The 12,616-nt window shown below is 45.8% G+C and carries 11 protein-coding genes; all 11 read right to left on the bottom strand.

Translation table 11 applies throughout. From position 1 onward, the window contains the following. Position 1 precedes the first annotated feature (1 nt). On the bottom strand, positions 2 to 1,591 hold the full coding sequence (locus QNH15_RS00310) for a putative polysaccharide biosynthesis protein (protein ID WP_283891812.1): 1,590 nt from the start codon (positions 1,589 to 1,591) through the stop codon (positions 2 to 4). A gap of 184 nt (positions 1,592 to 1,775) precedes the next feature. Then, the gene (spoVT, locus tag QNH15_RS00305; protein ID WP_283891810.1) at positions 1,776 to 2,312 is read right to left on the bottom strand and encodes a stage V sporulation protein T; all 537 of its coding nucleotides are present in this window, start codon (positions 2,310 to 2,312) and stop codon (positions 1,776 to 1,778) included. 155 nt (positions 2,313 to 2,467) lie between these two features. Beyond that, the gene (mfd, locus tag QNH15_RS00300) at positions 2,468 to 6,001 is read right to left on the bottom strand and encodes a transcription-repair coupling factor (protein ID WP_283891808.1); all 3,534 of its coding nucleotides are present in this window, start codon (positions 5,999 to 6,001) and stop codon (positions 2,468 to 2,470) included. 163 nt (positions 6,002 to 6,164) lie between these two features. After that, a complete protein-coding gene (fin, locus tag QNH15_RS00295) occupies positions 6,165 to 6,395 on the bottom strand; it encodes an anti-sigma-F factor Fin (protein ID WP_283891806.1) in 231 nt (76 codons plus the stop codon). 77 nt (positions 6,396 to 6,472) lie between these two features. Next, positions 6,473 to 7,033: an aminoacyl-tRNA hydrolase gene (gene pth / locus QNH15_RS00290; protein ID WP_283895378.1), complete on the bottom strand. Its 561-nt coding sequence runs from the start codon at positions 7,031 to 7,033 to the stop codon at positions 6,473 to 6,475. A 147-nt stretch (positions 7,034 to 7,180) separates the two neighbouring features. Next, a complete protein-coding gene (locus QNH15_RS00285) occupies positions 7,181 to 7,852 on the bottom strand; it encodes a 50S ribosomal protein L25/general stress protein Ctc (RefSeq protein WP_283891804.1) in 672 nt (223 codons plus the stop codon). A gap of 102 nt (positions 7,853 to 7,954) precedes the next feature. Further along, positions 7,955 to 8,908, bottom strand: a complete 954-nt coding sequence (locus QNH15_RS00280) for a ribose-phosphate diphosphokinase (protein WP_061975960.1) — start codon at positions 8,906 to 8,908, stop codon at positions 7,955 to 7,957. A gap of 51 nt (positions 8,909 to 8,959) precedes the next feature. Next, positions 8,960 to 10,339, bottom strand: a complete 1,380-nt coding sequence (glmU, locus tag QNH15_RS00275) for a bifunctional UDP-N-acetylglucosamine diphosphorylase/glucosamine-1-phosphate N-acetyltransferase GlmU (protein WP_283891802.1) — start codon at positions 10,337 to 10,339, stop codon at positions 8,960 to 8,962. A 486-nt stretch (positions 10,340 to 10,825) separates the two neighbouring features. Continuing rightward, positions 10,826 to 11,116, bottom strand: coding sequence for a septation regulator SpoVG (gene spoVG / locus QNH15_RS00270; RefSeq protein WP_053356264.1), 291 nt, complete (start codon positions 11,114 to 11,116; stop codon positions 10,826 to 10,828). 166 nt (positions 11,117 to 11,282) lie between these two features. Then, positions 11,283 to 11,660: a RidA family protein gene (locus tag QNH15_RS00265; RefSeq protein ID WP_061975964.1), complete on the bottom strand. Its 378-nt coding sequence runs from the start codon at positions 11,658 to 11,660 to the stop codon at positions 11,283 to 11,285. Beyond that, positions 11,657 to 12,493, bottom strand: coding sequence for a pur operon repressor (purR, locus tag QNH15_RS00260; RefSeq protein WP_283891797.1), 837 nt, complete (start codon positions 12,491 to 12,493; stop codon positions 11,657 to 11,659). The genes QNH15_RS00265 and purR overlap by 4 nt, the downstream gene beginning before the upstream one ends. Positions 12,494 to 12,616: the final 123 nt, after the last annotated feature.

The following is a 12,616-nucleotide window of genomic DNA, read 5'->3' as shown; positions in this document are numbered from 1 at the left end:
TTTAACTCCTTCTTTCTTTCCAGCGGCTCAATATATGCCGGATTTTTTGTAATTTTGGAATACGCATAAGGTCATCGGCTCTAAACACCTTGGCCAGCAGCAATGCGGCCAACAGCACGATTCCCCCGCCTGCACTGGCACCCAGGGAAATCACGGCGCTCGCTGTACGGGTCTCGGGCAGCGCTGCAGCTAGTCCTGATTTGATAAGCCAGGCGGACAATGCCATAAGGGCGACTGCACTTCCAATGCGCATGCCGTAAAACTTTTCCGCTGCGGCAAACCCGGTCCTTTTTTCAAGAAAAACAAGATTTATGCCTGCTGCTAAAAAGGAAGCAAGAACGGTAGCTGCACTTGCTCCTAGCTCGTGAAAAGATGACATTAGAACCGCGTTTCCCGCAATTTTAAGTAGAAACGCCAACAAGACACTGATGACAGGGTATATGGTCGATCCAAGCCCCTGGAGCAAACCGGTTGAGGTCAAGAACAGGGAAACCGGCAAAATCGATAGGCCGAGCACGGCGATTTCCAGAGATCCTTCTTTATTTTCAAACAGCATCGTATTGACCGGCTCAATAATCACGGCAAGGCCGGCAGCAGCAGCCAGTCCAATAATAAAAACAACCTTGATCGACAGGCCGCAGATTTTGCGTACACTCGGAGCATCTCCACGCCTTTTTGCTGCCGCCACCGCCGGAACAGCGGCGAGGGAAAGCGACGTTGCGATCACCGTTCCAAGCTGAAGAAGCGGCTGTGCTCTGTCAAATATCCCTTTGATTTTCCGCGCACTCTCTAAAGCGATACCGCTTTTACTGAGGAAATTGACAAAGGTAAACGCATCTGCGAGCTGAAACAGCAGCAGAATCATGGAGCAAAGGGACAGCAGCAATCCTGCAGACAGCAGTTGAACACTGCCTTTTCCTGGCGTGATGAAGCGAGGGCGCATCCATCTTCGTTCCTTTTGCTCTCTACTGAAAAAGAGGAATAAGACGAGCAGTCCCGCCAGTGCCCCCACAACCGAGCCTGAGGTCGCAGCCGCACCTGCTGTATAAACACTGTATCCCTGTGACATGAAGTAATAGGAAAACCCAATAATGCACAAAACACGGATCGACTGCTCAACCACCTGGGAGTAGGCAGTCGGCTTCATCTGTTCCGCTCCCTGAAAAATCCCTCTGAACACGGCGACAAAAGGCACAAGCAAGTAAATAAAGGATGCAGCTTGAATCGGCAGCTGCAAACGGGCATCACCCATCCAGCTGGCAATGTGAGCCGAACCGAAGAAAAGCAAAACAAACAAAAGGATGCCCGCAGCGAAAAACGCAGTAAACGCCTCCTGAACCCTCTTTTTTCGATGGGTAGCCATCTCTCCCGATTCAGACAATATACGGGAAAGCGCGACCGGGAAACCGGCCAATGCAAAGGTTGAAGCTATTCCGTAAAAAGGGTACACCTGCTGAAACACATAAAACCCGGTATCCCCCGTTATATTCTGATAAGGAATGCGATAAACCACACTCAATATTTTTACAATAACCATGGCAAGCGCCAGCACAACCGCACCCTGCCATATCCGTTTCGATTGATCGTCCATACCTTCTCCTAACAAAAAACAACATAACGTACAACGTATTATAGCATGGAAAAGCTGAGGCCGCTGTTCAGAGACGACAGGCATTGGAGGACTTCTGCATAAAACGCTTTTTGTTTTCTGCAGGAGGCCGAAATGATCGAGTCCAACAGGGACGAAAAAAAGAAGGAGCCGAGGCACCCTTCTTTTAATGTTCCATTTGCCGGGCAAGAAAGCCGGCTGCTGTTTCTGCAAGCTTTTGCTCTAGCTCTGTCATTTTTTTGCCTTCTTTGGAGAGAAGGGTGACGACACCAATAGGGTCGCCGCTGGCTACGATGGGAGCAATAACATAAGATGAAGACTCTGTATTTCCATCAACCATTTCCACGGTCGTGCTGTTTGCCTCAAGCACCGACTTACGGTCGTTCATGGAAGCCTCTACGACTTTTCCGATTCCTTTGTTCAAGTAATCTTTCTTGGATCCTCCTGCCACAGCAATATAAGAGTCGCGATCGGCGATAAGAACGATATGTCCGGAGCTTTCAGCCAGGGATTCTGCATATTCTTTCGCAAAATCGCCAAGCTCATTAATCGGCGAATACTTCTTCAGTATAACTTCCCCATCCCGGTCCACAAAAATCTCAAGAGGATCGCCTTCTCTGATACGAAGCGTGCGGCGAATCTCTTTTGGAATAACAACCCGGCCAAGGTCATCAATACGGCGTACAATGCCTGTTGCTTTCATTGAATAGTGCCCTCGCTTTCATGAGATGTAATCACTGGATGTATTGCATAAATGAAACCTTCTTTTGAAGATTGTTCCATTCTCTGCTGTTATTATTTGTTACCTTGCGAGTTCTATTCATGAAATGCACTTTAGTTTTTTAGCCGGGGTCTCGTTTATGATCTTGCCTTCGCTTTATCTTTTTTTGCGCTTTTTAATTTTTTCAATACTTTCTCCATTGCCTGAAGCAGTTCCTTGTCGGAAATACGTTTTTTGTTAAATACGATCTTGAGCTTTTCTTTTTCCACACCCAGGTTAATGAAGCGGCCGATTTTATTGACGATTTCAAACAGCTTGGCTCCATCTACTTTTTCTGTTGCTTCCTCTGAAAGGAGAATCGTTACCGTATCGCCCTTTTGTTCGATGCTTTCCGCTTTCTCGCGCTTGGCGAGCTCTTTGATGCGTGCAATGAAAAGCAGGCATTCCACTTCTACCGGATAATCGCCAAAACGGTCGATCAGGCTGTCATGCAGCTCATCTACATCCTGCAGGGAGCTGGCCGCTTTAAATTGCTTATACATATCAATCTTTTGCTTGCTGTCTTCAATATAGGAAGCAGGAATGTAAGCGTCCACTTCCACATTAATATCAATAACGGGCGCCGCTGCCTTCGGTGTACCGCCTTTTCGTTCTTCAATGGCTTCCTGCAGCATTTGGGAATAAAGATCGAATCCGACAGAATCAATAAATCCGTGCTGCTGTGCTCCAAGCAGGTTACCTGCTCCGCGGATGGTTAAATCCCTCATGGCGATTTTGAATCCGGAACCGAGTTCGGTAAATTCCTTAATTGCCTGAAGTCTTTTTTCTGCTACCTCGGTCAGCACTTTATCCCGCTGATACGTGAAATAGGAGTAAGCGACACGATTGGAACGGCCGACACGTCCTCTTAACTGGTACAGCTGGGAAAGTCCCATTTTATCCGCATCATAAACAATCAATGTGTTCACGTTTGGAATGTCCACACCGGTTTCAATGATGGTCGTTGACACCAGAACATCTGTGTTACCTTCAAGGAAATCAAGCATAACGGATTCCAGTTCGTTTTCCGACATTTGGCCATGGGCGACACCGACTTTAACATCCGGTATGAGAGACGAAATCTGCTCGGCCATCCGGTCAATGGAATCGACACGATTATATAAAAAGTAAACCTGTCCTCCGCGCCCAAGCTCACGTTCAATCGCCTCTCTGACAAGCGACGCATTATATTCCACCACATACGTCTGAACCGGGAAACGGTTTTCCGGCGGAGTTTCAATAACCGACAGATCTCTGACGCCCAGCATCGACATGTGGAGGGTTCTCGGGATTGGCGTCGCCGTTAACGTTAATACGTCAACATTGGCTTTTAGCCGTTTAATTTTTTCCTTGTGGGTCACACCAAACCGCTGCTCTTCATCAATGATAAGAAGACCAAGGTCATGGTATTGGACATCCTTGGAAAGAAGGCGGTGTGTACCGATGACAATATCGACCGTCCCGTTCTTCAATCCTTTTGTCACTTCCGTTTGTTCTTTTTTTGAGCGGAACCGGCTGAGTGATCCGATCGTTATTGGGAATTCGGCAAACCGCTCGCGGAAGGTTTCATAGTGCTGCTGCGCCAGGATGGTCGTCGGTACCAAAAAGGCCACCTGTTTGCCGTCCATAACCGCTTTAAATGCAGCACGGATTGCAACCTCAGTTTTTCCATAGCCCACGTCTCCGCACAGTAGGCGGTCCATCGGCCGGGTCCGTTCCATATCCGTTTTGATTTCGTTGATGGCCCGGATCTGGTCGTCTGTTTCCTGGTACGGGAATGAGGACTCAAATTCCTGCTGTTCGGCCCCGTCTTTTCCGAAGGCATAGCCGACACTTGCTTCCCGTTCCGCATAAAGCTTGATCAAGTCATCGGCAATATCCTGCACCGAGGACTTAACTTTGTTCTTAACCTTCTTCCAATCGCTGCCGCCCAGTGCGTAAATTTTCGGTTCCTTCGCTTCGGAACCGACAAATTTCTGTACCTGGTCGATTTGCTCAACCGGCACGTAAAGTTTATCGTTGCCCGCGTACCGGATATGCAGGTAATCTTTGTGAACACCTTTGATCTCCAGGGTTTCAATCCCCAGATATTTTCCGATCCCGTGGTTCACGTGGACAACATAATCTCCGACCTTAAGCTCGGAATAGCTCTTGATCCGCTCGGCATTGGACATTTTCTGAGAGCGGACGGGACGCCTGGCTTTCTTTGTGAAAACTTCCTCTTCCGTAATCACCGCTAGCTTTTGCTTTGGTGATTCGAAGCCGCTGGAGAGGTCTCCAATCAGAATTTGGTTCACTTTTGGCTTCAATGCTTTGTCGCTTGAAATCAGACTTGCATCCATATCGTAATCCGCAAGCACCCGTTCCAGACGCTTTGCCCGTTCTTCACTCGCCGCAAGAAAGACAATCGTATAGTTCGTTTTTTTCCATCGTTCCAGCTCACCCTTCAGTACATTAAGCTGTCCATGGAAATTTTGCATGCTTTTACTTTCCACATTCAAGATGTTTTGCGGATTCGTATGTGGAACATGGCGCAGGAAAAGAGAAAGGTAGATTTTTTGATAAGGCGTATGCTGAAGAATTTCGCGGTCTTGAGACAGGTAGATATCTGTAAGAATCTCACCTTGCATCAGCATGGAAGTATGCCATTCGGCTTCTTCTTTTTCAAGCTGGTTGGACATTTCCTCCACACGGCTCACTTCATCCATGACAATGATGCTGTCATCCGGTACATAATCCAACAGACAGGCCGGCTCATCATAAAACAGGGAAATATATTTATACATCCCCTGAAACCGCTGCCTTTCCTTGAATTGTCCCATTTCGTAGTTCATGTGCTCGACAAGGGATTCTTTCACCTGCTTGTCTTTTACCTTTTTCAGCGTGGATGCGAGGCCCGCTTCCATCTTGTTAACGACCCCATCAAATTGTTCATCATAAAGCAGGATTTCCTGTGCTGGCCCGATGATGATTTTTTCTGCTTTTTCATCCGATCGCTGTGTATCTGCTTCGAAATAGCGGATGGAATCGATCTCTGTATCAAAGAGCTCAATCCGGATTGGCATCCTTTCGGTTAATGAATAAATATCGAGAATGCCGCCCCGCATGCTGAATTCTCCCGGGGCCGATACCATGCTTACCCGCTCATAGCCGATGGCTACCAATGTATTTAAAACGTGTTCAACGTCTATGTCCATTCCTGTTTCAAAATGCAGCTGGGACGCTTTCCAAACCTCTTTTGGCGGCAAAAAACGCCGTACTCCGGCGATCGGGGCAACCACCACGCCCTTGTCACGGGAGGTTAAAAAGTTCAATACTTCCAGGCGCTGTGCCTTTAATTCCGGACTCGCAATGGCTATTTCCGAAGAAATAAGGTCATTGACGGGATATAGAAGAACCTCTTCTTCAGGAAGAAGACTGCAAAGGTCCTCATACAGCTTTTGAGCCTGGTACAAATTGTGGGTAATCACAAATTGAGTTTTGCCGGTCTCTTCATACAAAGAGGCAATCAGCAGTGTTCTTGCTGATCCGGACAGTCCCGCCACAAGCTGTTCCTTCAAATTCTCGTTCAGGCCGGTCAATACCGCCTGAAAATCATCGCCCTGGCGATAATGCTGCTTCAATCCTAACATGTAAACCTCCCCCCTGACGAAATACTATTCTCCGTATTCCTCAGTACTATGTTGTATATGCTTCTTCTTCGTATTTCTTGCTTTTTTCCCCGTTTACACGCCAAGTATTCTCATACGCCCTGTAAATAGAAAAAGGCCTTGGCTTGCTGCCAAAGCGTCTTTCTTATTGAATTAAAGAATGGAGCGCATAATAATCCGGGTTTCTTTCGAGCGCTTCATGACAATCCTCGCAAATGGTTTTGACGTGAATTTCACCTTGCTTGTCATACTCGATCATCGTCTGCCTTTCTTCCGCGGACAGCTCATGAAAACCAAGCATCTCAGACGTCAGACCGTTTTGATCCAAACGCCCGACGTGCTTTCCGCAATGGCGGCACTGATAATGAATAGCCACTTTTTTCCATCCCCCTTATCCGGTTCACTAGCATAGGATATGTTACTACCATTATGAACGGAACAAGGGGTTTCTATTCAGCCGTTGTACTTATTCATGACACGTGTAAATGGCATGGAAAGAAAGGCTTCGCAGGCGTCAGCAGAACGTTCCACTGTCTTCTCGACAAAAGGAACATCTTCCTTCGAAAAAGGGCTCAGTACATAGTCGGGAACAGGCTGGGCGTTTTTCGGACGGCCGATGCCGAACCTGACTCTGTTATACTCCTGTGTACCAATATGGGCGATGATGGATTTCATTCCGTTATGCCCTCCGGCGCTTCCTTTTTCCCTTAACCTTAGTTTCCCTGCCGGAGTATCCAGATCGTCGTAAATCACAACCATGTCTTCGACCGACAGTTTAAAATAATCCATAAAGGGACGAACGCATTCACCCGATAAATTCATATATGTTAAAGGCTTCAACAAATAAACCTTTTCTCCGTTTATAACGCCCGTTCCATAAATACCTCTAAATTTTGATTGGTTTAACGGAATATTGAAACGCCGTGACAGTTCGTCAATTACCCAAAACCCGACATTGTGGCGGGTTTTTTCATATTCTCGGCCCGGGTTGCCGAGACCTACAAACCATTTCACCATGAAATCCTCACTTTCTGAAAGAAAAGCCCTTTTTGCTACTTTTATTATACACGAAACTCTCTCACTCATTAATTAAGACGCCTGTTATCATAAACAAACGGTGCAGCCTGTAAGCTGCACCGTTCGAGTAGATTTGAGGCTATCTTATTTCTTTGTTTCGCCGCCGTTGTCTTTGTCCTCTTCATCGACGGCTTTGCCTTCTGCATCTCCGCCTGCATCCGCTTCAGCTTCTTCCGCATCTTCTGCGTCTTCATCTTCGGTCTCAGCAACGGTCGGAGGTGTTACGGTAAGAACCACTTCTTCCACATCATCTATAATTTCGTAGGCGGATGAGGCTGGAAGATCTTTCACGAGGAAGGAATCCCCGATGTTAAGATTTTCAGCATTGACTTCGATGTGATCCGGGAAGTCATTCGGCTTGGCTTTAACCGTTACCGTATGAAGGATACGCTGAAGAACGCCGCCTTCTTTTACTCCCGGTGATTCACCTGTAACCGTAAGAGGCACATCGGATTCGATTTCCTTCTTAAGGTCAACCACGATGAAGTCAACGTGTGTCACTTCATTTTTCAAATGGTCCCGCTGAATCTCCTGAACCATAACGGACTGTTTTTTACCATCGGTATTAAGGGAGATTACTCCGTTCAGTCCCTGGTCTTTTAACACTTTTATAAACTCGGTCTCAGTAACCGCTACTGACTGAGGTTCTGTGCCGCTTCCATACACTACTGCAGGCACATTTCCTTTTTGCCTTAGTTGAGTGATATAAGAACGCTTTGTGGTATTTCGTTGATTGGCTTTGAGTTCTGTTGCCATATTATTTCACCCTTCCTAAATATAAGTCTCTATAAGAATTACCCTATTTATCGAAGTTTAAAACAAGCAAGCAAAAAACCTTGACCTAAAGATTACCTGGCCTTAATCAAACAATTTGGAAACGGAAAGCTGCTCATGCACACGGATAATTGCTTCACCAAGCAATGGCGCCACAGAAAGCTGTGTCACTTTGTCTGTGCGTTTTTCTTCCGGCAATACGATCGTGTTGGTAACTACAAGCTCTTTGATGCGTGAGTTTTGAATACGCTCAATGGCCGGACCAGAGAGCACCGGGTGGGTACAGCAGGCATATACTTCCTTCGCCCCATTTTCCACAAGTGCATTTGCTGCAAGCGTGATCGTTCCGGCGGTATCAATAATGTCATCAATCAAAATGGCTGTTTTGCCTTCAATATTACCAACAATATTCATGACCTCTACCACATTCGGGCGCGGACGGCGCTTATCAATAATGGCGATCGGAGCTTTCAGGCGGTCTGCCATTTTACGGGCACGTGTCACACCACCGTGGTCCGGTGAAACGACAACAATATCTTCAAGTTTTTTATCTTCAAAATAATTGGCAAGAATCGGAACACCAAGAAGCTGGTCCACCGGGATATCGAAAAAGCCTTGAATTTGGGTAGCATGAAGATCGATCGTAATCAATCTTGTTGCGCCAGCGGTTTCAAGAAGGTTTGCTACTAGTTTTGCTGTAATGGGTTCACGGGCGCGCGCTTTACGATCCTGACGTGCATATCCGTAGTACGGAATAACCACATTGATCGTTTTCGCTGAAGCACGCTTGAGTGCATCAATCATGATAAGAAGTTCCATCAGATGCTCGTTCACCGGGTCGCTTGTCGATTGAATAATATAAACCTCACTGCCACGGATGCTTTCTTCAATATTAATTTGAACTTCGCCATCACTGAAGGTAGTGACGGAGCTTTTTCCAAGATCAATACCGATATGCTTTGCAATTTCCTGGGCGAGTTCGATATTGGAATTTAACGTAAAAACCTTTAACGTAGAATCAACATAACTAGTAGCCATTAACACCTATTCCTTCCGTTTTTAACTGCTTGCTCAATTATTTTGAAAGCATTACGCTTTATTGTTGTTTCTGGATTTGGAAACATAATTTTCTTTGTTCGTCTGACGGCTTCTGGCAATTGAAAGTGCCTCCGCGGGAACATCTTCCGTAATGGTAGATCCAGCGGCTACATACGCATTTTTCCCCACTGTCACAGGAGCAATCAAATTGGAATTGCAGCCAATGAATGCGCCGTCTTCCACTTTGGTGAGGTGTTTGTTTACCCCATCATAGTTTACCATAATTGTGCCGCAGCCGAGGTTAACATCTCTGCCAATTTCTGCATCTCCCACATAGGTAAGGTGGGATGCCTTGCTGCCTTGAGCCATTACTGATTTTTTCACTTCCACAAAGTTCCCGATTTTCACTTGATCTTCAATGGAAGATGCCGGACGCACATGGGCAAATGGCCCGATATTGACTTCATTCCCCACTTCACTGTCATGGACCACTGATTGCTTGATGGTGTTGCCATTTCCAATCGTGCTGTCCTTGATCTCGCTGTTTGGGCCAATGATGTTGTTATCGCCAATTCGCGAGGTTCCGGTAATCATGGTGCCTGGATAAATAACGGTATCCCTGCCAATGACAGCATCTGCAGAAATATAGGTCTGATCCGGGTCCACGAGTGTGACACCATTTCTCATGTGGTTTTCATTAATTCGTTTTTTCATCGTTTTCTCTGCTTGCGAAAGTGCGACACGGTCATTAACACCAAGCGTTTCATCAAACGAAGGTGTTTGGTAAGCCGCTACGGTTTCACCCTGCTTCTGAATGATTTCAATGACATCCGGAAGGTAGTATTCGCCTTGGGAATTATCATTGTTGACAGAAGAAAGAGCCTCAAATAAGGACTTGTTATCGAAGCAGTAGGTTCCAGTATTGATTTCTTGCACCAATTTCTCTTCGTCTGTTGCGTCTTTGTGCTCAACGATCCGCTCAACCGTCCCGCTTGCATTGCGAAGCACCCGGCCGTAGCCTGCAGGATCTTCCGCTTTTGCAGTCAAAATGCTGACTTTTGCTCCGGCAGCCTGGTGTTCATCAATCAGTTTTTGCATGGTCTGTGCAGTAATCAGAGGCGTGTCTCCGCATACCACGAGCGTAATGCCTTCCTCGTTGGACAACGTTTCTTCCGCTTGCATTACAGCATGTGCCGTTCCAAGCTGCTCTTCCTGAAGAACATACGCTGAAGCGTCTCCTAGCTGGTCTTTTACTTTTTCAGCTCCGTGGCCTACCACTGTTACGATCTTCTTCATGTCTAGCTGAGAGATCTGATCGACCACATGTTGTACCATCGGTTTGCCACAGACAGGATGTAGTACTTTATATAGACTGGATTTCATTCTTGTTCCTTGACCTGCAGCTAACACTACTGCATAGCGATTACTCATAAATGACCTCCACTAGTATTTACTATTATTCTGGTAATATTCCATTACGAATATATCTTATAATCAAAGCCATTTCAAGGAATGTGAAGAAGTTGTCAAGGGATTGTTAAAAAGCGGAAGCGCCTTGCTCAAAAGCGACAGACGTTGGAGTTTTCGAACACAATACGTTCTTCTGTATTTTGTGAGAAAGCGAAACGGCAGAGCTTTTAGGCGCCGGAGCTGGATTCGTTAAAAAGCGGACAGCGGCCGTTTAAAGCCGATAGACGTTGGAGGACTCACACATCAACACGTTCTTTGTGTTGTGTTGGGAGTGCGAAACGGCAGAGGCTTTGGTCGCTGGAGCTGGATTCGTTAAAAAGCGGAAGCGCCTTGCTCAAAAACGGAAGGCAGCTGGCACAGTCTGGAAGGCAGACGGCAAAAAGGGCGTAAAGAACACTAAAAAAAAGAACCCCCATTTTGGTAAGGAGTTCTTTTAATCATTAATTATCAGGATGCTCCTGCTTCTTCAAAAGCAGATTCCATTTCACCCATTCTGTGATACTCCGTCAATACCGCGTTTTGAATCTTCTCGCGTGTACTCGACGTGATTGGGTGAGCAATATCTCTAAATTCCCCATCCGGGGTTCTTTTGCTAGGCATAGCAACAAACATTCCGTTGTTTCCATCAATCACACGTATATCATGAATAACAAACTCATGATCGATTGTAATTGAAGCAATCGCTTTCATTCGGCCCTCAGTGTTCACCCTTCTTAGTCGTACATCAGTCACTTCCATTCCAAACACCACCTTTTTCCATAAATAAGAACGTATAACAACATTTCTTCATTTCCTTGCAAAATCCTTCTATTAATATGAAAATTTTTAAAAAATTTTGTGAAATAAAAAACAGCACCTTTTCAAATGAAAAGGTGCTATTTTCCTATCTTCTAGATCATCTTTTTTAGGACCTGACGAGTGCAATGACTTCGATTTCAATTTGAACGTCCTTTGGCAGGCGTGCCACTTCCACGCAAGAGCGGGCAGGTTTATGGTCCGAGAAATATTCTCCGTAGATTTCGTTGATTTTACCGAAGTCATCCATATTTTTAATAAAGACGGTCGTTTTCACAACCTGGTCAAAGGAAGAGCCTGCTGCATCCAGCACAGCAGCCAAATTTTTGAATACCTGGTGAGTTTGGACTTCAATACCTCCCTCAACGATTTCCCCCTCTGCGGTCAATGGAATTTGTCCCGAACTGTAGAAAAGATTGTTCACAACCATTCCCTGTACATATGGACCAATGGCTGCTGGTGCTTTTTCAGTCTGTACCTTATTCATTGTTCGTTCGTCTCCTTTTGGTTGAAATAGTTCCCTTCTTCGACCTCTATTCGCTGTTCTTTTTCATTAACACTTGCCAGTCTGGTGAGTGACACATAATCGTCCACCAGTCGTTCTGCCCCATCCTGTGCTTCCACAAGCACGCCAATTCCCGCGACTTCAGCCTGAAACTCTTTGATCAGACTAATCATGCCACGAATCGTTCCGCCGGCTTTCATAAAATCATCAATGATCAGGACATTGGCGCCTTTTTGGATGCTTCTTCTCGCCAGTGCCATCGTCTGGATGCGCTTTGTGGAACCTGAAACATAATTGATGCTTACCGTGGAGCCCTCTGTAACCCTGCTGTTGCTTCTTACGATCACTACAGGAACATTAAGCTGCGAAGCCACTGCATAGGCGAGTGGAATTCCCTTGGTTGCCACGGTCATGACTGCATCAATCTTTTGGTGGGAAAAGACAGAGGAAAACAGGCGCCCCACTTGATTGACCAGGTTGGGATTACCAATGATATCTGTTAAATATAAATATCCTCCTGGCAACAGCCGTTCCGGATCCTCAAGCATATCAATGATTTCATGGATGATGCCTGACGCTTCTTCCTTTGAAATCGACGGAATGTATTTAACACCGCCTGCCGCACCGGCAACGGTAATGATTGAGCCGATTCCCTGGTATTCAAAGTTTTCCTTGATAATGGCCAGATCCTCACTGATGGATGATTTGGCAGATTGATACCGTTCTACAAAATAAGACAGTGGAATTAACTGATGCGGATGCTGCAATAAATAGGTGGTGAGATCAACCATTCTTCCGCTTCTTTTTAATTTCATCCTTTTCCTCCAAAAACCGAATATTTGAAGTTAATATACCATTTTCATACGGTTTTTATCAACAAAGAAATGGAAATCCTTAAAATTAAGCGGGAATTTGAATTTAAATGGTTGTTCTGATTC

Origin of the sequence: Fictibacillus enclensis (genome assembly GCF_030123385.1) — a bacterium.
GTDB classification, from domain to species: domain Bacteria; phylum Bacillota; class Bacilli; order Bacillales; family Fictibacillaceae; genus Fictibacillus_C; species Fictibacillus_C enclensis.
Note: the sequence above shows the minus strand (reverse complement) of the source record. Positions and strands in the feature narration are given on the sequence as shown.

What these genes read in the sequence shown, in the direction of transcription:
- QNH15_RS00265 (WP_061975964.1), bottom strand. Translation starts at nt 11,660, where the DNA reads ATGAATAAGGTACAGACTGAAAAAGCACCAGCAGCCATTGGTCCATAT.
- spoVG (WP_053356264.1), bottom strand. Translation starts at nt 11,116, where the DNA reads ATGGAAGTGACTGATGTACGACTAAGAAGGGTGAACACTGAGGGCCGA.
- mfd (WP_283891808.1), bottom strand. Translation starts at nt 6,001, where the DNA reads ATGTTAGGATTGAAGCAGCATTATCGCCAGGGCGATGATTTTCAGGCG.
- spoVT (WP_283891810.1), bottom strand. Translation starts at nt 2,312, where the DNA reads ATGAAAGCAACAGGCATTGTACGCCGTATTGATGACCTTGGCCGGGTT.
- glmU (WP_283891802.1), bottom strand. Translation starts at nt 10,339, where the DNA reads ATGAGTAATCGCTATGCAGTAGTGTTAGCTGCAGGTCAAGGAACAAGA.
- purR (WP_283891797.1), bottom strand. Translation starts at nt 12,493, where the DNA reads ATGAAATTAAAAAGAAGCGGAAGAATGGTTGATCTCACCACCTATTTA.
- QNH15_RS00280 (WP_061975960.1), bottom strand. Translation starts at nt 8,908, where the DNA reads ATGGCTACTAGTTATGTTGATTCTACGTTAAAGGTTTTTACGTTAAAT.
- QNH15_RS00310 (WP_283891812.1), bottom strand. Translation starts at nt 1,591, where the DNA reads ATGGACGATCAATCGAAACGGATATGGCAGGGTGCGGTTGTGCTGGCG.
- QNH15_RS00285 (WP_283891804.1), bottom strand. Translation starts at nt 7,852, where the DNA reads ATGGCAACAGAACTCAAAGCCAATCAACGAAATACCACAAAGCGTTCT.